The following is a 19,503-nucleotide window of genomic DNA, read 5'->3' as shown; positions in this document are numbered from 1 at the left end:
TCCATGAAAATGTCGAGAAAAACTTTTATTAAATTGTGCCTTTCCACAGGGCTTCTAGCTTCTATCACCCTTCTATCAGCTTGTAGCGGTGGTTCAGCAACTCATGTCAAAGCAAATTATAAAGTCACGGCCGAGGCTATACCCGATTTCCAGAGTAAAAATGCCCCAATTTCTTCTTATTGGATGCCGGATAAATTTTTAGCATGGTCAGCAGAAAATGATAAAGATTTGCTTTACAATAAATCCAATGTTCCACTAGCTAAGCGAATTTCCTCTAAAAAATTAAGTCCCTCTAATCAAAATCAGAATAAGAAAACAAAAATCGTCGCCTTGTCAATGATGAACTCGCAAACTTCAGGAAATCCTTCGCGTGGCTCAACCAAATTTGATTCTTATACATTTGATTATTGGCAATATATTGATACCTTGGTCTACTGGGGCGGTTCTGCTGGGGAAGGTATTATTGTGACACCATCAGCGGATGTTATTGACGAAGCACATAGAAATGGTGTCCCAGTTCTTGGAACAATTTTCCTGCCACCTAAAGAATACGGTGGGAAAGTGGATTGGGTCAAAACAATGCTCAAAAAAGATGCAAATGGTCAATATCCATTTGCCAAGCAGATGGTAAACATTGCGAAAACTTATGGTTTTGAAGGTTGGTTTATCAATGAAGAGACTCAAGGATTAAATGCTGAAGATGCGGCTAATATGAAAGCCTTGATTCAACAAGTTAAAAAAGTAGACCCAAACCTGCAAATTATGTGGTATGATGCCATGACTAAAGATGGAAAAGTGGATTGGCAAAATCAATTGAATGACCAAAATGCAACTTTTGTTCAGGATAAAGCAGCAGATGCAATGTTTTTAAATTTCTGGTGGACTGAAAATAATTTGGCTGACCAAAAGCTACTTGAAAAATCAAATCTCTATGCTAAAAGTCACAATATTGACCCATATAATATTTATGCCGGAATAGATGTGCAAGCAAAAGATGTTCAAACGCCAGTTAAATGGAACCTTTTAGAAAAAGGAAGTCAGGGAACCCAAACGTCAATTGGTCTATATGCAGCGAGTGCGACCTATACTAACGCAAGCAGTTGGGATGATTTTCAAAATCGAGAGTCAGCCTTCTGGGTGAATCAAAAAGCAGACCCTCGTCAAGTTGATACCTCCGTCAACGAATCGTGGACAGGGCTTTCCAAATATGTACTGGAAAAATCAGCAATAAACGGTGATGAATTCAAAACGAATTTTAACCTCGGAAATGGTTATAACTATTTTAAAGATGGTCAAAAAATTTCCGAACTGGACTGGAACGACCGAAGCTTAGCAGGAATTTTACCTTCTTATCGTTGGATGATTGATAATGAGGGAGATAATAAAATCACTCCAAGCTTTGATTTTGCAAATGCTTATAATGGGGGCAACTCACTCAAATTTATGGCTGAACACTTAGCTGCTGGTAAAGCTTCAACAGTGACCCTGTTTGCTAGCGATTTACATATCGCTAAAGGAGCAAAATTTTCCGTCAATATGCGTTCAGACCAAGCTGTAAAAGTATCGACAATCTTAGAACTAGCAAATGGGAAAAAAGTGAGCATTGCAGGTGATAAGGAGCTGACTGATAAATGGTCAGAAGTGAATTTTGATATTAAAAAATATGAAGACCAAAAGATTGAGAAAATTGCTTTAAAACTGACCGCTGATAAATCAATGGATTTCAAGGCCATTAATTTGGGCGAAATGACCTTAACTAATGGTCAAAAAGCGAAACAAATTTCGCTCTCTGATGCGAAAGTAACCGATGAAGCTTTTGAAGAAGAAGGAACTGTAGGTGGTTTTAGACTTTCTTGGCAATCAGATGCAAATAAAAATAATCTTTATGGATATGAGATTTATCAATTAAATGATGATGGAAGTAAGGAATTTTTAGGAGCAAGTAATATTAATGCTTTCTTTGTGAATGCTTTAAAACGGGGGAAAAACATCAATTCGACAAAATTTGAAATTGTCCCAATTAACAAATCTGGAGAGGCTGGTCATTCAGTAACTACTTCTATTAAGTGGCCAGACAATTCACTACCAAAAGCAGCTTTTGTGGCAGATAAAACAGTTGTAAAAGTCGGTGAACAAGTGACATTGATTAATCAGTCTAATCTGGCTACGACTAAGTACAAATGGGAAATTGAAGGGGCAAGTCCAGCTACATCAACTGAAAAGAATCCTCAAGTAAGTTTTGCTAAAGCAGGAACTTACTCAGTCAAATTGACCGCGATTAATGAAAAAGGACAAGAAAATACAATAAGCCAAACCGCCCTAATTACCGTACTCGATCAGCCAGTAGAATTGACTAATTTTGCTTTGAATCAATCGGTAAAAGTAGACAGCTATACGAATGAATCTGAATCAGGTCCAAAGGCGGTAGATGGAAAATTAGATACCAAGTGGTGTGCCGTCGGTCCAAGTAAACATAATATTACGATTGATCTTGGAAAATCTGAAAAAATCAATCAAGTCCTGATTGACCATGCCCAAAAAGGGGGAGAATCGCCAGATATGAATACTTCTGATTACACCATTGAGCTTTCAAATGATAATCAGAATTGGACAGAAGTAGTCAATGTGAAGAAAAATAAACTTGGCGAAACAAAAGATTCTTTCAAACAAACAGAAGCCCGATATGTTAGAATCACAGCCATTAAACCAACACAAGGAGCAGATAGCGCTGTTCGTCTTTATGAAATACAAGTTTTAGGATTAAAAAATAGCTAAAAATGCAATTAGATAAATAATGAAAAGGCTATCATGAAAACCCTAACATTTCATTGGAAAAGTGTTATAATGAAGTAATAAAAGTTAGAAAGTTATAGAAAAATGATTGGAAAAGCACTAGAAGAATTCTTCATTCGAATTTGGGTCGTTGTCAAATTGACCTTGATATTTTGGCTCTTAGCTCTTTCAGGACTCCTTGTCCTAGGGATTGGTCCAGCCTTTAAAGTAGTAACAGAGCTCTATTTAGAGCATGGCTTTGAATATAAGTCAATCTCAGTTAAACAGGCTTATCAGGTCTTTAAACGAGATTTTTTACGGGCAAATTTAATCTTCTGGTTTTATACAGCATTGAGTTTGCTATTAGCCTATAATCTTTATCTTTCCGTTCAAATTCAAGGATTGATGTTTATAGTGATTGACTTTATATTATTTTTTGGCATAACTTATCTGATGACAGCTTTTGAATATTCAATGATTTTTGATAGTCAGTTTGATATCAGTTTTGGCAATTTATTAAAAATGAGTTTTATTTCTAATTTTATTAGTTTTAAAACCTACCTAAAACTCTTATTTGGAATAGTAGTAATTTGTGTTTTAACTTGGCGTTTTAAAGGCTTAATTTTATTTGGATTAATCGGCCTACTACAAGTTTATTCTTTAAGTGTCACAAAAGATTGGCGCTTGAAAATAGAAGAACAATTAGCAGAATAAAAAATTAAGAAATATTTGAGAGGACGATTAACAATGGAATTGAAATTCCAAGAAAATTTCCTTTGGGGAGCTGCGACAAGTGGGCCTCAAACTGAGGGACGATTTAAAAAACAGCACGACAATGTTTTTGATTATGATTTTGATCATTATCAAGAGCGCTTCTGGGGAGCAATAGGTCCAGACACTGCCAGTAATTTTTTTAATGACTTTCGTGAAGATATAAAATTAATGAAAGCTGCTGGTCTAAAGTCTATAAGAACAAGTATCCAGTGGTCTCGCTTGATTGATGACTTAGAAAAAAATACCTTAAATGAGAAAGCAGTCGATTTTTACAATGCTGTGATCAATGAATTTATAGCTCAAGGCATTCGTCCGATGATAAATTTGAATCATTTTGACTTACCTGTCGAATTATTACAGCGTTATGGAGGTTGGGAAAGTCGTCATGTCGTTGATTTATATGCTGGTTTTGCTGCAAAATGCTTTGCGGAATTTAGTGATCGAGTGATTGATTGGTTTACTTTTAATGAGCCAATGGTCGTCGTTGAATGTGGTTATCTCTTAGGTTTTCATTATCCTGATATTGTGGATGGAAAAAAAGCTGTTCAGGTAGCTTATCATTTGCAACTGGCTTCAGCTCTTGCAATAGAGCAATACCGAAAAATCAATCAAAATCCTGAAGGACGAATTGGGATTATTTTAAATCTAACTCCTGCTTATCCAGCCACTGAAAAAATAGAAGATTTAAAAGCAGCAGAAATGGCGGACCTCTGGCAGAATCGACTCTTTTTAGATGCGTCAGTAACAGGAGAATTTCCTGAGGAATTAGTCAAAATTCTGTCAGAAGAAAATGTTTTATGGTCAGCAGAATCAGCAGATATAAAATGCATAAAAGAAAATAAAATTGACCTATTAGGAGTCAATTATTATCATCCAAGTCGTCTGCAAGAACCTGAATATTCCAGTGATAGTCTGGCACAAGATTGGCATCCGGATAAATATTATGCCCCATATAATAAGCGAGGGGTCCGAATGAATGCTGACAGGGGATGGGAAATTCATCCTCAAACCATTTATGAAATTGCCAAGCGAATCCAAGAAGATTATGGAAATATTCCTTGGTTTATTTCTGAAAATGGGATGGGCGTGGAAAATGAAGAACGTTTTAAAAATGAAGAGGGTCAAATTCAAGATGATTATCGAATTACTTTTACGACAGAACATCTTTATTGGCTACATAAGGCAATTCAAGAAGGTTCAAATTGTTTTGGATATCATGTTTGGACACCAATTGACTGTTGGAGTTGGCGAAATTCTTATAAGAACCGCTATGGCTTGATTAGCTTAAATGTTCATACTCAAGTCAAAACTTTAAAAAAATCTGCTTATTGGTATAAAAATTTAACTGATTCATCACTTTTACAAGTTCCCAATTCGATTTTAGAAAAGTATGATGAAGTTTTAAAAAATTAAGTAGAGGCAAAAATTCATAGAAGAACTTTAGGAGGAAAAGAAATGTCATTATTAACAATCGATATTGGTGGAACCAGCATTAAATATGCAAGATTTGCTGATGGAAAATTAGGAGAAGAAGGTGCTTTTGGTACTCCTGATAATTTAGAACAGTTTTATCAGTCTCTAACGGCAGTAGTTGAGCAATTTAAAGAAAATTCTGATGTTTGTGGAGTAGCAATTAGCTCTCCTGGAGCAGTTAACAAGGCTTCTGGCGTCATTGAAGGAGCAAGTGCTCTACCTTATATTCATGATTTTGAAATTCATGCTGAACTTGAAAAACGCTTTGGTCTACCCGTATCGATTGAAAATGATGCCAATTGCGCGGCCCTCGCTGAGGTGAAATTTGGCGCGGCAAAAGGTCTTTCAGATGTCCTTTTACTTGTTCTTGGTACGGGCGTTGGAGGATCTGTTGTAATGAACGGGAAGGTTCATCATGGGAAACATCTCTTTGGTGGTGAATTTGGCTTTATGCTCATGGATGATGAACATTCGTTTTCAGATTTAGGAACAACCATACGGATGGCTGAGCGCTATAATAAACGCACAGGAGAAGAGCTTGATGCTATTGAAATCTTTGAAAAAGCCTTTAATGGCGATAAAATTGCGAATGAAGAAAAAGATATTTTTCTCTACAATGTCGCCAAAGGAATCTTCAACCTGACCTATTCTTTTGACCCTGAACGAGTTATTATCGGGGGAGGGGTATCCCAAGCAGAATGGCTAATTCCAGAACTTCAAAAACAATTGAAAAAAATTATGGAAATTATTGAAGTCGCCACTTTTATGCCAGAAATTGTAACCTGTGAATTTAGAAACTCTGCCAATTTAATTGGTGCAGCAGTAGATTTTTCACAAACTTATAATAAATAATAACTGACAGAAAGTCTTTCACTAAAATATAGGAAATAAAAGCTAAAAAGTAACCAAAATATAGGAAAATATTATGACAAAACATTATGGCTCAATTGAAGCAGGCGGAACAAAATTTGTTCTTGCGATTGGCGATGAGCATTTTAACATTTTAAAAACAAACCAAATTCCAACAACGACACCTGAAGAAACAATTTCTAAAACAATTGAATTTTTCAAAGAAAATCCTGTCAGTTCTTTGTCAGTTGGTTCTTTCGGACCGATTGATATCAAACCCGAAAGCCCGACCTATGGCTATATAACAACCACGCCAAAAGCTGGTTGGGCCAATGTTGACCTCTTAGGAAAACTTAAGGACGAACTTGATATTCCCATGGTTTTCACTACTGACGTTAATAGTTCAGCTTATGGTGAAATGATTGTGACTGGTGGAAAATCATTAGTATATTTCACAATCGGAACAGGAATTGGCGGAGGAGCTGTGCAAGATGGGAAATTTATTGGTGGATTTTCTCATGCAGAAATGGGTCATCAGTATGTGAAACGTCATCCAGATGACCTCGATTTTGCAGGAGTTTGTCCATTTCACGGCGATTGTCTAGAAGGAGTGGCAGCTGGCCCATCACTTGAAGCCCGTTTAGGCATTCGTGGAGAAGATATTCCAACTGACAGCAAAGTTTGGGAGATTCAAGCTTTCTACATTGCCCAAATCGCCGTTAATACAACCTTAGCACTTGCACCTGAGAAAATTGTTTTTGGGGGTGGTGTCATGACTCAAACGCACATGATTGAGCGGGTGCGCAAAGAATTCACAAAACTAATGGCCGGTTACGTCCATGTTCCCTATTTACTGACAGATTATATTATGACTCCGTCAGTTGCTAATAATGGTTCGGCAACGATTGGAAATTTTGCTTTGGCAAAAGAATTAGATGAAAAAAACTACTGACAAGTCTGTCAGTAGTTTTTCATTTTTGTCAGTAAAAAACAAATGTAATCACTATCATACGATTTTTCTATAATTTATTTTATTTATTCATAAATATCTCTGCAAAATAGAAGAAAATATGTTAGAATAAGTCTAATAAAATATTTGAACAAAAGTTCGAACTTTCCAATAGGAATTCGGACTTTTGCACCTTATAAGAGGAGGGTCCCTTGTCCGACACTACACTTGAAAAAATCATTGTACTCGACTATGGTTCACAATACAATCAACTTATTGCGCGTCGTATCCGAGAAATCGGTGTTTTCTCAGAACTCATGAGTCACAAAGTCACAGCCAAAGAAATTCGTGAGATTAATCCAATCGGTATTATTCTTTCAGGCGGTCCAAATTCAGTTTATGATGAAGGTTCATTCGATATTGACCCTGAAATCTTCGAACTTGGTTTGCCAGTTCTTGGTATTTGCTACGGCATGCAATTGATGAGCTACAAACTTGGCGGTATGGTAGAAGCAGCAGGCGAACGCGAATACGGCGTTGCACCACTTCAACTCACTGAAAAATCAGCATTGTTTGCAGGAACTCCAGAAGTTCAAGATGTTTTGATGAGCCATGGTGACCGTGTAACAGCTATTCCTGAAGGTTTCCACGTTGTCGGAACTTCACCAAACAGTCCATTTGCTGCCGTTGAAAATACAGAACGCAATTTGTACGGCATCCAATTTCACCCAGAAGTTCGTCATTCAGTTCACGGAACAGAAATGCTCAGAAACTTTGCGCTTAACATCTGTGGAGCCAAAGGGAACTGGTCAATGGAAAACTTCATTGATATGCAAATCAAAGATATTCGTGAAAAAGTTGGCGACAAAAAAGTACTCCTTGGACTTTCAGGCGGTGTAGATTCATCAGTTGTGGGTGTTCTTTTACAACGTGCCATTGGTGACCAATTGACATCAATCTTTGTTGACCACGGTTTCCTTCGTAAAGGCGAAGCTGACCAAGTCATGGAAACATTGGGCGGAAAATTTGGTCTTAATATCATCAAAGTAGATGCTCAAAAACGTTTCATGGACAAACTTGTTGGCCTTTCAGACCCAGAAACAAAACGTAAAATTATCGGTAACGAATTTGTTTATGTTTTTGATGATGAAGCAAACAAATTAGAAGGTGTGGACTTCCTTGCTCAAGGAACACTTTACACCGATGTCATTGAATCAGGAACAGATACAGCTCAAACAATTAAGTCACACCATAATGTTGGTGGACTTCCAGAAGACATGCAATTCCAATTGATTGAACCATTGAACACACTTTTCAAAGATGAAGTTCGTGCGCTTGGAACACAACTTGGAATGCCTGATGAAATCGTTTGGCGTCAACCTTTCCCAGGTCCAGGACTTGCCATTCGTGTCCTTGGTGATTTAACAGAAGAAAAATTAGAAACTGTTCGCGAATCAGATGCAATTCTTCGCGAAGAAATTGCTGCTTCAGGACTTGAACGTGATGTTTGGCAATATTTCACAGTAAATACAGACGTGAAATCAGTCGGTGTCATGGGAGACCAACGGACATATGACTATACATTAGCCATCCGTGCCATCACTTCAATTGATGGAATGACAGCAGACTTTGCCCAACTTCCTTGGGATCTTCTCCAAAAAATCTCAAAACGTATCGTCAATGAGGTTGACCACGTCAATCGCATCGTCTACGATATTACGAGCAAACCACCAGCAACTGTTGAGTGGCAATAGAATAAAAAACTGATAGCAACTGACTGTTATCAGTTTTTTTGTTATTAAAAACAAGAAGCGTTAGTTTAAACTGGCGCTTTTTGCTATCAAGAACATGCAAGATAGTTAGGTAAGTACATTAGAGGTAACATAGACAACATTTCCTAAAGGGTATCGTAATATTAGGTAAAAAAACAAAAATGGAAGCGCTATAATTCTGTTAACGCAAAAACTTATATATTAGTTTTGTAATAAATACAGGGATGAAAAAATAATTTATCTTTAGAAAATGAAAGTTTTGAACTAACCTAGAGATGCTTCATCTCCTTAGAAGGAAAATTTTTAATATGAAATCTATTAAAAAATATTGGCAGCTATATTTAATTGTGGCTATCCCAACAGTCTATCTTTTAGTTTTTCGCTATATTCCGATGCTTGGGAATGTGATTGCTTTTAGAACTTATTTACCGGGAGGTTCTGTCTTTGGACAGGATTGGGTTGGACTTCGGTATTTCCAGATGTTTATTGGAGATGCAACCTTTTGGCAAGTTTTTCTTAACACACTTTCTATTGGGATTTGGACATTGATTTTTACCTTCCCCTTACCTATTATCTTCGCTCTTTTACTGAATGAAGTTAAAAACAGAATCTTTAAAAAGTTCATTCAAACAGCCTCTTATCTTCCCTATTTTTTATCAATTGTCATTATTGCGGGAATGATTTTAGATTTTACCTCAAGCAATGGTTTTATTAATAACGCCATTCATTTCTTTGGTGGAACTCGTATTCTTTTTATGCAAGACCCGAAATGGTTCCAACCGATTTATGTCATTTCGCAAGTATGGCAAACCTTAGGTTGGGGTTCAATTCTGTATTTGGCAGCATTGACAAATATTGATGATACGCTTTATGAAGCTGCTAAGATGGATGGAGCCAATCGTTGGCAACAAATGCTCCATGTCACCTTGCCCGGAATTTTACCCACAATTATCACGATGCTCGTTCTAAATGTTGGTTCTGTTTTAGGAGTTGGTTTTGAAAAAGTTCTCCTCCTTCAAAATCCGTTGGTTTACTCAACAGGAGATGTTGTTTCAACTTACCTCTATCGAGTAGGGATACTTTCGTCAAACTTTTCTTATGCGACAGCGATTGGTATTTTTGAAGCGATTATTGGTTTAGTTCTAGTACTGGGTTCTAACAGAATTTCTGCGAAGATTACCAAGACTTCATTATGGTAAGGAGGATAAAATGAAAGATAGTATCGGTTATAAAATTTTCAAAGTGATCAATGCAATTATTTTGATTTTGATTGTCATTGCAACAGTCTATCCCTTTTGGAATGTTGTCGTTCAGTCATTTTCAAGTGAAAATGCAATCACAGCAGGAAATGTTGTTCTAACACCCGTTGGTTTTAATTTAGAAACCTATAAATACGTTATGAGCGACCCTATTTTCTGGATTAATTATAAAAACACCATTATTTATACAGTTGTTGGAACAGCAATTTCTTTATTTTTGACAACGACACTTGCTTATGTCACCTCAAAAAAATATCTTCCAGGGCGTAAATTTTTCATTGGACTTTCTGTTTTCACTATGTTCTTTGCTGGAGGATTGATTCCAAACTACTTATTGATTAAATCATTAGGTTGGATGAATACGATGTGGGCAGTCACAGTACCAGGAGCACTTTCTATTTTCAATATGTTGATTATGAAGTCTTTCTTTGAATCAATGCCAGATGCATTAGAAGAAGCAGCGATTATTGATGGAGCAACTCCATTTCAAATTTTGATGCGAATCATCTTGCCATTATCTAAACCAATATTGGCAACAATGGTCTTATTCTATGCGGTTGGAGCATGGAATGCTTGGTTTGGAGCTTTCCTCTACATGGATAACAAGAATCTCTTTCCGGTTTCAGTATATCTACGAAATCTAGTCAAAGGAGCAACGGGTGCCGAGGCGCAAAGTGCCGATGAACAGAGTCAGGTAAGTTCAAACATTAAGGCAGTAACCATGGTCTTAACAGTATTACCTGTACTAATCGTTTATCCATTTTGTCAAAAATATTTTGTTAATGGAATCATGATTGGTTCTGTTAAAGGTTAAGTGAGTTAGTTTCTTGAATTAAAACTGAGAAGTTTTAGTTCAAATTATATAAATTATATTATACGAGGAGCACAAGAATGAAATCTTGGAAAAATTTATTGGTTGGAGCGGCAGTGATTGGCGCTTCAGTGATGTTGGTCGCTTGTTCATCGAACAGTAAATCAACATCAAATGCAAAAGCTGGTGCGATTAATATGTCAAGCCAAAAAGGCTATATGAAAAATTTCAAAGCTGATGAAACTTTTAAAGCAACTTCGGCATTAAATCTTTCAATGATGTATCGTGATTCCCCTAATTATCCAGTTAAAAACAGTTGGATGTTGTGGACTGAACTAGAGAAAAATCAGAACGTTACTTTTAAAAGAACAGACATTCCTTTATCTGATTATCAACAAAAACGCTCAACTTTGATTGCGGCTGGTCAAACGCCAGACATCGTAACAGCAGTAGCCCCTGGCGAAGAAACACAATTTGTCGCAGGAGGACAAATCCTCCCTGTATCAGATTATCTAAAATATATGCCCAATCTTTCTGCACGCTTAAAAGAATGGAAATTAACTGACTTATTTAATTCTCATAAGCAAAAAGATGGCAAAGTTTATATCTTACCTCAAATTGGTGAAGTTCCAACTTACGATTATACTTTTGCCTATCGTTCAGACATTTTTGAAAAAGCTGGTATCAAAGCCCCAACAACTTTGGATGAATTTACAAAGGCACTTGCAACACTCAAAGAAAAATATCCAAGTGTAACACCATATTCAGACCGTTGGCAGTTCAATGCCATTCCAAATATTGTTGCACCGCAGTTTAATACTAGTGCTGGTTGGGGTTATTCAAATGCAACTTATGACAAAGGCGATAACAAATTTGTCTTTACTGGTACTACACCAGATTATAAAAAATTTGTAAGTTACTATAGTAATTTAGTCCAAAAGGGATTGATGGATAAAGAATCATTAACACAAACAGATGATACGGCAACAGCAAAATTCATCAATGGACAATCCTTCGTCATTGGTACAAATGGTTCTGAATTTACAACTTTACAAAAGAACTTACAAGCAAAACACCCAGATGAAAAAGTAGCAATGATGACAGTTCCTGCTGGACAAAATGGTTTGATGGTTCAAGATAACCGGATTGCAGCCGTTGCTGGCATGATGTTATCTTCTAAATTGAAAGATAGCGACCACTTCCTTGCCACCCTCCAATTTATTGACTGGTTACTTTATTCAGACTCTGGACAAACCTTTGCGCGCTGGGGAGTTGAAGGTACAACTTATACTAAATCTGGAGACACTTACACTTTGGCAAAAGATGTTAATACCTTAGGCTTGAACCCAAGTGGTACAAAAGACCTGCAAAAAGATTTTGGTTTCCGTAATGGTGTCTTCTATGCTGTTGGCTCTGGTTCAAAAGCTTTGATTTACTCTCAATATAATGATGTAACTAAAGAATTTTCACAAGCAATGGATAAGAATGCAAAAATTGTTGCAACTGCACCTGTTTATCCAATGAGTTCAACAGACCTTGAACAATTTTCTTTACTTGATACGCCTTTGAAAGACTTCGTTACCGCTCAAACACAAGCTTTTGTGAGTGGGCAACGTCCAATGTCTCAATGGAGTTCTTATGTGAAAGATGTGCAAGCTAAGAATTCGGCAAAACTTATTGATATGGTTAATAAAGCCTATAAGGCGGCAAAATAAGTATCATTAGACAATTAAGCCAGAAGGAAACTTCAATGGCTTAATTTTTTAGGACAGTCTTTAATCATTTTTGATTAAAGACTTTCTTAAAAAATATTCTGGATGTAAAGGAAAGCAAGATGAATCCTAAAAAAGATGTTACCGAATCGGTTTATTATAAACTAGCTGGACAAATTGGGCATATCGTATTTTTACAATTAATGTTTGTAATTTCTATTTTTCCAATCCCTCTCTCATTTTTGTTTGTTAAATATGAGATTGGAAATTTTATTTTCATGACCCCTTTATTTTTTCTAGTGGCCCCAGCATTAGCGGCTTTAAGCTCAGCAACTCTTTATATTTTAGAAAGTCAAGATGTAAAACATTTAGGGATATATTTTTGGAAGCAATATAGAAAATTATTTTTAGATGCTCTAAAAATTGGAATTCCAGTGATTCTAGCTGCTTCAATCATTCTGATTGATATTGCCTCAATGCAAAAATCTTCGACTCCGATATTTTCGTGGTTCTTTATCTTATTACTCCTTGTTTTATTAGTCTTCACAGTTTTTGTTGGATTGATTAATATTAAGTTCAGATTTAGAATACGAGATATGTTTAAAATCAGTCTGGTTTGGACAATGGCTTTTCCAAGTTCGATCATTAAAGTTATTATATTAAGCCTAGGATTATTAGGAATCATGTTTTTTGTGAGTGGTTTTTTGATTTTCGTTTTAAGCAGCACTTATCTTTATCTTATCTGCTACGAATCAACTAAAATGCTAGATTGGGTCTGGAAAAATTATACGCAGGAAGGTAAAAGTAGTACAGAAGTCTAAAAAATAGGAGAAATTATTATCTATGAAAAGCCAAATTGTTAGTCAAACAAAAACTTCAATGCTTATTAGCGGAGTTGTAAAGATTACTTATGATAAAAAAGATGATGATGCAATAACTAAGTATGCTTTAATAAATCTAAAAAATGATTTAACGAATGTTTTAGGCGAAGAAGCAATTCTTGCAACTGAGAGCCAAAATTCTAAGATTATTGTTGCAACAATTGATACTTCATTAGCAAAATCGCAAAAAAATTATGAGCTCTTAAGAGAGACACTAAATAAAAAAGAGCAATATATTATCACCATTTATGAAGGGAAACTTCAATTGATTGGTAATGATAGAAGAGGAACGATTTATGCGATTTATGAATTTTTAAGTCAGATTGGTGTTTCACCGTGGCATTACTGGATGGATGTGCCAATTAAAAAGCAAGCGGAGCTTTACCTAAATGAGCCTTTCTTTTTGATTGATGCCCCAAAAGTAGAAATGCGTGGTTTTTTTATCAATGATGAGTGGCCAGCTGCAGGAAATTGGGCGACTAAGCATTTTGGACATTTAATGAATGAAAAAGGCGAAAAAATGAATCCTTTTAATCACCTTTATTATGAAAAATTATTTGATTTGCTACTTCGTTTAAAAGGAAATTTCATTTGGCCTGCCATGTGGGGTTCAGCCTTTTATGCTGATGACCCAGAGAATTCTAAATTAGCCCAAAAGATGGGAGTCATTATTGGAACCTCACACCATGAACTAATGGGCCGTAATCACCAAGAATGGATTCGTAATCATGAACAATATGGTAATGGAGAATGGGATTACGAAAGTAATCAGGAGGGATTAGATAAATATTTTCGACAAGGAATTGAGCGTTCTTATCAGACTGAAGATATTTTTACCCTTGGAATGCGTGGTAATGGAGATGAAGCAATGGGAGAGGGAGAAAATATTGCTCTTTTAGAGCAAATTATCAATAAGCAAAGGAAAATTATTTCCGAAGTGACAGGGCGTTCTGCTAAAGAGACACCACAGATTTGGGCGCTTTATAAGGAAGTTCAAGATTATTATGATAAAGGAATGCGCGTGCCAGATGATGTCATCTTACTTTTATGTGATGATAATTGGGGTAATCTTCGTAAACTTCCAAGTTTAGAAAATCGAGATAGAAAAGGTGGCTTTGGAATTTACTATCATTATGATTATGTTGGTGGACCACGAAATAGTAAATGGATTAATGTTTCTCAAATTCAAAGAACATGGGAACAAATGACTTTAGCTTATAACTATGGAGTTAGAAAACTTTGGGTAGTGAATGTTGGAGATTTGAAAGGTCAAGAATATCCTCTTTCTTATTTTATGGACTTGGCGTGGAATCCTGAGCAATCACTTGAGGAAATGGAAGGCTACACTAAAAACTGGGTAGAAAAACAACTTGGAGGAAATTATATCAATGATGCAAGTAAACTTCTTGCCGCTTATAGTAAATTAAATATGACAATAAGCCCTGAATTACTCGATAAAGATACATTTAGTTTAGAAATTGACTATGAGTTTGAGCGAGTTCTTGCAAACTATCGGGATTTATCAAATCAAGCTGGTCAGCTTTATGTATTGATGCCAGAGGAATATCGGCAAGTCTATGAACAATTAATCTATTTTCCACTTGTTGCAACTGTCAATCTTTATGAAATGTATTATGCTCAAGCCATAAACTGGAAGTCTAACGATACCAAAATAGTGAATCAAGCAGCAGATAAAGTGGAGTGGTGTTTTAAACGTGATGCTGAATTAACTTCACACTATCATTCTTTAAATAATGGGAAATGGGAACATATGATGAGTCAAACTCATATTGGTTACCATGACTGGCAAGAACCAGAGTACCAAATCATGCCAGAGATTCATCGTCTTAAATTAGAAATAAATATCTCTAAAGAAGTAGCCCACTCAATAGTTATTGAATCAGCTGATTTTAATGAAAAATCTCAAGGAGAAGTTGTTTGGACAGAGATAGCTGATATGGGAAAAACTTTCTCAGCAATTACCCCTCTTCCGAATAATATTATTCCAAGTAAACAAAATTTTGTTTGCTATGATTTTGAGGCATCATCTTCGGGAGAATTTCAAGTTGAAGTTTTTCTCTCGCCAAGTTTAAATTGGAATAATAGTGGGCTAATTTATGGTTATCAAATTGATGATGGGACAGAAGTAGAAATCAATTTTAATGGAAATTATAAGGGAGAATTGGGAAATTGGCAAGCTGAACGAATCATCAGGAGTTTATCTGTTGCCAAGTTGGAGCAAGGTAAACATCGTCTGCTATTTTATGCTAAAAGTCCAGATGTGGTTTTGCAGAAAATCGTGCTTCATTTTGGAGAAATAAAAGAAACTTATTTGGGAAGAAATCATTCTGATTTAATTAATAGTGGGATGATTTAAGATAAAAAAACGAGGTTCTACAAAGTTCCTCGTTTTTTATATCTTATTCAGCAACGGCTAATTCAGGTTGATTCTCCATTAGTTTACCATTGTTTAATTTTAATAGATAAGGAATAAGCATGATGAGACCAGCTACAAAGGCAATTCCTTCTGTTAGGGTCATTGACCAAATCAGTCCAGTTAAACCATAGAACTGATGTAGGATAATGACGATTGGAATATAAAGAATTCCTTGGATAGTAGCCATTATGCCGGTTTGGGCACCTAGACCAGAGGCTTCAAAAATACCAGTAAATAAACCAGAGAAACCATTAAAGACGGACGATACAAGTTGTGCGGCGAGCACGATTAATCCAACTTTTATTACCGCACTATCATCGGTAAAGAGTTGCATGACCGGAACTCTAAATAGATAGACAATGAGAGCAAAGAGGATAGATATTCCACCAATCCAAATAGATAATTCTTTGAGAGCTTCTTTTAAGCGTTGGGTGTTTTTAGAAGCAAAACTATAGGCAAAAAGTGGAATAGCTCCTAAAAAGAGACCCATGGTCAAAAATTCAGGTAGTTGAGTAATTCTAAGGGCGATACCAAAACTAGCAAGAACATTGTCTCCATATTCAACGGAGAAGTGGTTTAATAGGAGGGTTGTGACAATCATAAAGGCTGATTTAAAAACTTCCGCAATCCCAATTTTATAGATTTCAAATTGGTCTTTTAAGCTGATTTTAAAATGTTTCAAAAATCCTTTGAGAGATTCACTTTTATTTTCTAAAAACCAGACATAATAAGCAGTAGAGGCTAGATTTGCGATTACCATTGAAAGTCCGGCACCAATGACATGAAGATTTAAAACTAAGATAAAGAGTGCATCTAAGACAATACTAGTCGCTACTCCAACGAACATACCGTACATTGATTCTTTTGAGGCACCTTCCGCCCGAACTAATTGTTCCAATCCATAGTTTAAAATCATACTAAAACCACCACCTAATAAAACTGCAGCATATTCTTTAGTATAAGTAAGAGTTGCGGCGTCTGCTCCTAAAATATGAGCGATTGGACTTAACAAGAAAAGTGAAACAAGACCAATAAGCAAACCGATGATTAGACTCATATAAAATGAGTAACCAGCGATTTTCTTTCCTTTTTCTTTATCGCCAGAACCTAGCAAGCGAGTAATGAAGGTTCCACCACCGACGCCAAAAAGGTTTCCGATGGCCATAAAAACAATGGTTATTGTTAAACCTAGAGTAATTGTTGACATCATATTGGTGTCATGGACAAGGCCGATAAAGTAGGCATTGATTAAGTTATAGATTGTAGTTGCGGAAATTCCAATCATCATGGGAATTGATAAGTGAGCAATTGCTTTTCTGATGGGAGCTTCCTTGAGATAATAAGAGTTGGATTTTTTACTCATTTTTTTCTTCTTTCTGAAATAAATGATAGACAACTAAAAGTTAGATATCTAACTGTTTGTATATATTAATACTTATTTTTTATTTTGTCAACATAAAACTATCTTTTAGAGAAATAATCTTTTTTAACAAAAAAGAGGGTCAGTAAGACTGATAAGAGAAGGGCTAGCAAACAAATGATTTCCCAAGAGACTTTTGATAAATTTGTTAATGGTAGAGGAACATTCATGCCATAAAAACTAAAAATGATGGTAGGGATGGTTAAAATAGTAGAATAGGATGTCAAAAACTTCATGACGCTATTCGTGTTATTATTGATGATAGAGTCATAAGAATCGGTCATCTCATTCAATATCTTATTTGAAATGTTAGACATGTCAAAAGCTTGGTCAACTTCAATCATTAAATCATCAAGAAGTTCCTTTTCTTCATCATAAAGTTTTAAATATTTACCACTTTTAATTTTATTTATAACCAATGAGTTTGATTTTAAGGACATAATGAAATAAATAAGACTTCGTTCAGTTTTCATTAAATTAATCAGGTCTTCATTTTTGGGTGTCTTACCAAGTGCTTGTTCAATCAGTATTCGTTTACGATTAAGGATTCTAATTCTATCGACATAAAGCTTGGCAATGGCTAACATGAAATGAAGGACAAAAGAAGTTTTATATTTTGGATTTAAATGATTCACCAGTTTTGAATTCTTTAGAATAGTTGCCATCTTTTTGTCTGCTACATTTGTGATAATCACCTCTTTGGTTACGATAAAACTCATGGGACCAGAAGAGTAGTAGGCAACGTCCGTTTGGTCCTCAAAAGGAATATCAAAAATGATGAGCAAACTCTTAGTTTCATCATCCATTTCGATTCGAGCACTTTCATCTTTATCTGTTGCATAGGATAAAAATTCTTCAGGGATATTAAAACTTTTTGATAGATAATTTTTATCAAAAGGCATTTGGTCTGAGAAATTAATCCATTCTCTTGTTAAATTTTCAGACATCTGATTCTCCTTTTAAAATTAATAGTTAGAACTCTAACTAACAGTGTTCATCATAAAGTAAAAAAAGGAAAAAGTCAAGAACTAACTATTAGAATTCTAATTGTTTTGAATTGACAATTAGATAAAAGACCATTATACTAAGAGTTAAGAACTAGTAAATAAAAAAGGAGACCAGAATGGCCAATACAATTTATTCCAATTTAATTCGTTCTATCTCACAAAAATCAATGATGGCTTCTAGTCAAATGATGAAAGATTTAGAAGTTAATCATCAACAAGCTAGGGTCATCGCTTATATTGCAGAGAACCAAGATAAGGGCTTAATTCAAAAAGATTTAGCAGAGGTATTCAATAGACGAGGAGCAAGTATTACAAGTATGCTCCAAGGCTTGGAAAAAAAAGGATATATCGAACGACGAATTCCTAAAGATAATGAACGTCAAAAAAATATCTATATTTTACCCAAAGGACTTAAAATTATTAATCAAATTAATCAAATATTTGAAGCCTCTGAAAGTAAATTGATTGGTACTTTGACTGAAAAAGAACAAGCTGAATTCTTAAGGCTTTTAGAAAAAATAGATAATAACTTATAAGAAATAAAAAAAGACTAACTTAATGATTAGCCTTTTTTTATTTCAATAAATTTTATAACTTAAGCATTTTGATTGGTTGCCGCAATATCAATTTCTCTGATGTTAACCGTTTGAGGCATATCATAAATGAATTTCACGGTTTGTGCAACTCTTTCAGGAGCAAGTGTTGTACCACCCATTGATTCTTTCCAAAGATTATAATCATTTAGGGCACTTTCGTCAGTAACATGTGTCAATAATTCTGTTTCGGCAGCACCAGGTGCAACAAGTGAAATTCGAACATTTTTAGCAGAAACTTCTTCTCTGACAGTTTCACTTAAACCATGGACACCAAATTTTGAAGCGACATAAGCGGCGTGATTAGTAAAAGTTTTTTTACCAGCAAGTGAGGACATATTAATCACTGTTCCTCCTTGACGTTCAACCATTTGTGGAAGAACAATTTGCATTCCATTGAGAACACCTAAAACATTAGTATCCATCATTTGTTTCCACTCTGCTGGATCTTGATTTAGGACGTTTCCTAGCAACATGACACCTGCATTGTTGACCAAAAGGTCAGTTTTGCCATATTTTTCCTCAGCTTTAGAAATAGCAATTTCAAAAGATTTTTTATCTGTGACATCTACAGATTCCACAAGAACATTTGTAAAATCAAGAGGCAAAGCTTTAATTTTATCAGTGCGACGCCCTAAAAGCAACATTGGGAATCCGTCAGCATTAAAGAGTTTTGCGATTTCGGCACCGAAGCCTGAACTTGCTCCTGTTATAACAATAAGTGGTTTAGACATTTTATTTCTCCTTAAGAGTATTTTTTTGATATACTGATTATACAACATGGAGTTAACTCC

15 protein-coding genes are annotated in these 19,503 nt (G+C 35.5%); 12 read left to right on the top strand and 3 right to left on the bottom strand.

What is annotated here, in order from left to right; genetic code table 11:
* Window positions 1–9 precede the first annotated feature (9 nt).
* From RSC39_RS09840 to RSC39_RS09790, 11 genes are all read left to right on the top strand, one after another.
* Window positions 10–2,775 carry a discoidin domain-containing protein gene (locus tag RSC39_RS09840; RefSeq protein WP_332536869.1) on the top strand — a complete coding sequence of 922 codons (2,766 nt, stop codon included), beginning with the start codon at window positions 10–12 and terminating at the stop codon, window positions 2,773–2,775.
* A 102-nt stretch (window positions 2,776–2,877) separates the two neighbouring features.
* Window positions 2,878–3,486 carry a DUF624 domain-containing protein gene (locus RSC39_RS09835; protein WP_043735138.1) on the top strand — a complete coding sequence of 203 codons (609 nt, stop codon included), beginning with the start codon at window positions 2,878–2,880 and terminating at the stop codon, window positions 3,484–3,486.
* Window positions 3,487–3,519: 33 nt separating this feature from the next.
* Window positions 3,520–4,959, top strand: a complete 1,440-nt coding sequence (locus tag RSC39_RS09830) for a glycoside hydrolase family 1 protein (RefSeq protein WP_332536867.1) — start codon at window positions 3,520–3,522, stop codon at window positions 4,957–4,959.
* Between the two features lie 42 nt (window positions 4,960–5,001).
* Window positions 5,002–5,871 carry an ROK family protein gene (locus RSC39_RS09825; protein ID WP_011676447.1) on the top strand — a complete coding sequence of 290 codons (870 nt, stop codon included), beginning with the start codon at window positions 5,002–5,004 and terminating at the stop codon, window positions 5,869–5,871.
* A 73-nt stretch (window positions 5,872–5,944) separates the two neighbouring features.
* Window positions 5,945–6,820 carry a fructokinase ScrK gene (scrK, locus tag RSC39_RS09820; protein WP_332536864.1) on the top strand — a complete coding sequence of 292 codons (876 nt, stop codon included), beginning with the start codon at window positions 5,945–5,947 and terminating at the stop codon, window positions 6,818–6,820.
* 209 nt (window positions 6,821–7,029) lie between these two features.
* Complete coding sequence (gene guaA / locus RSC39_RS09815; protein ID WP_011834939.1) at window positions 7,030–8,571, top strand: glutamine-hydrolyzing GMP synthase; 1,542 nt, start codon at window positions 7,030–7,032, stop codon at window positions 8,569–8,571.
* A 326-nt stretch (window positions 8,572–8,897) separates the two neighbouring features.
* Window positions 8,898–9,788 (top strand): ABC transporter permease subunit, encoded by an 891-nt coding sequence (locus tag RSC39_RS09810; RefSeq protein WP_011834940.1) that lies wholly within the window; start codon window positions 8,898–8,900, stop codon window positions 9,786–9,788.
* Window positions 9,789–9,798: 10 nt separating this feature from the next.
* Window positions 9,799–10,662 (top strand): carbohydrate ABC transporter permease, encoded by an 864-nt coding sequence (locus tag RSC39_RS09805; RefSeq protein WP_011834941.1) that lies wholly within the window; start codon window positions 9,799–9,801, stop codon window positions 10,660–10,662.
* Window positions 10,663–10,739: 77 nt separating this feature from the next.
* A complete protein-coding gene (locus tag RSC39_RS09800; RefSeq protein ID WP_332536861.1) occupies window positions 10,740–12,374 on the top strand; it encodes an extracellular solute-binding protein in 1,635 nt (544 codons plus the stop codon).
* 119 nt (window positions 12,375–12,493) lie between these two features.
* Complete coding sequence (locus RSC39_RS09795; RefSeq protein WP_332536859.1) at window positions 12,494–13,192, top strand: DUF624 domain-containing protein; 699 nt, start codon at window positions 12,494–12,496, stop codon at window positions 13,190–13,192.
* 22 nt (window positions 13,193–13,214) lie between these two features.
* The gene (locus RSC39_RS09790; protein WP_332536857.1) at window positions 13,215–15,629 is read left to right on the top strand and encodes a glycosyl hydrolase 115 family protein; all 2,415 of its coding nucleotides are present in this window, start codon (window positions 13,215–13,217) and stop codon (window positions 15,627–15,629) included.
* A 43-nt stretch (window positions 15,630–15,672) separates the two neighbouring features.
* Here the strand turns inward: RSC39_RS09790 and RSC39_RS09785 are convergent, their stop codons facing one another.
* Window positions 15,673–17,052 carry an MATE family efflux transporter gene (locus tag RSC39_RS09785; RefSeq protein WP_332536855.1) on the bottom strand — a complete coding sequence of 460 codons (1,380 nt, stop codon included), beginning with the start codon at window positions 17,050–17,052 and terminating at the stop codon, window positions 15,673–15,675.
* Window positions 17,053–17,150: 98 nt separating this feature from the next.
* Entirely contained in the window at window positions 17,151–18,056 is a 906-nt protein-coding gene (locus tag RSC39_RS09780; protein ID WP_332536853.1) for a magnesium transporter CorA family protein, read from the bottom strand.
* Window positions 18,057–18,232: 176 nt separating this feature from the next.
* Between RSC39_RS09780 and RSC39_RS09775 the strand changes: the two genes are divergently transcribed.
* The gene (locus RSC39_RS09775; RefSeq protein ID WP_063282214.1) at window positions 18,233–18,652 is read left to right on the top strand and encodes a MarR family transcriptional regulator; all 420 of its coding nucleotides are present in this window, start codon (window positions 18,233–18,235) and stop codon (window positions 18,650–18,652) included.
* Between the two features lie 59 nt (window positions 18,653–18,711).
* Here the strand turns inward: RSC39_RS09775 and RSC39_RS09770 are convergent, their stop codons facing one another.
* Window positions 18,712–19,443 carry an SDR family oxidoreductase gene (locus RSC39_RS09770; RefSeq protein WP_332536850.1) on the bottom strand — a complete coding sequence of 244 codons (732 nt, stop codon included), beginning with the start codon at window positions 19,441–19,443 and terminating at the stop codon, window positions 18,712–18,714.
* Window positions 19,444–19,503: the final 60 nt, after the last annotated feature.

Origin of the sequence: Lactococcus sp. (assembly GCF_036648155.1) — a bacterium.
GTDB classification, from domain to species: domain Bacteria; phylum Bacillota; class Bacilli; order Lactobacillales; family Streptococcaceae; genus Lactococcus; species Lactococcus cremoris.
Note: the sequence above shows the minus strand (reverse complement) of the source record. Positions and strands in the feature narration are given on the sequence as shown.

Coding starts and splice junctions, on each gene's coding strand:
- scrK (WP_332536864.1), top strand. CDS start 5,945: ATGACAAAACATTATGGCTCAATTGAAGCAGGCGGAACAAAATTTGTT.
- RSC39_RS09805 (WP_011834941.1), top strand. CDS start 9,799: ATGAAAGATAGTATCGGTTATAAAATTTTCAAAGTGATCAATGCAATT.
- RSC39_RS09825 (WP_011676447.1), top strand. CDS start 5,002: ATGTCATTATTAACAATCGATATTGGTGGAACCAGCATTAAATATGCA.
- RSC39_RS09770 (WP_332536850.1), bottom strand. CDS start 19,443: ATGTCTAAACCACTTATTGTTATAACAGGAGCAAGTTCAGGCTTCGGT.
- RSC39_RS09800 (WP_332536861.1), top strand. CDS start 10,740: ATGAAATCTTGGAAAAATTTATTGGTTGGAGCGGCAGTGATTGGCGCT.
- RSC39_RS09810 (WP_011834940.1), top strand. CDS start 8,898: ATGAAATCTATTAAAAAATATTGGCAGCTATATTTAATTGTGGCTATC.
- RSC39_RS09785 (WP_332536855.1), bottom strand. CDS start 17,052: ATGAGTAAAAAATCCAACTCTTATTATCTCAAGGAAGCTCCCATCAGA.
- RSC39_RS09835 (WP_043735138.1), top strand. CDS start 2,878: ATGATTGGAAAAGCACTAGAAGAATTCTTCATTCGAATTTGGGTCGTT.
- RSC39_RS09790 (WP_332536857.1), top strand. CDS start 13,215: ATGAAAAGCCAAATTGTTAGTCAAACAAAAACTTCAATGCTTATTAGC.
- RSC39_RS09775 (WP_063282214.1), top strand. CDS start 18,233: ATGGCCAATACAATTTATTCCAATTTAATTCGTTCTATCTCACAAAAA.
- RSC39_RS09780 (WP_332536853.1), bottom strand. CDS start 18,056: ATGTCTGAAAATTTAACAAGAGAATGGATTAATTTCTCAGACCAAATG.
- RSC39_RS09795 (WP_332536859.1), top strand. CDS start 12,494: ATGAATCCTAAAAAAGATGTTACCGAATCGGTTTATTATAAACTAGCT.
- RSC39_RS09840 (WP_332536869.1), top strand. CDS start 10: ATGTCGAGAAAAACTTTTATTAAATTGTGCCTTTCCACAGGGCTTCTA.
- RSC39_RS09830 (WP_332536867.1), top strand. CDS start 3,520: ATGGAATTGAAATTCCAAGAAAATTTCCTTTGGGGAGCTGCGACAAGT.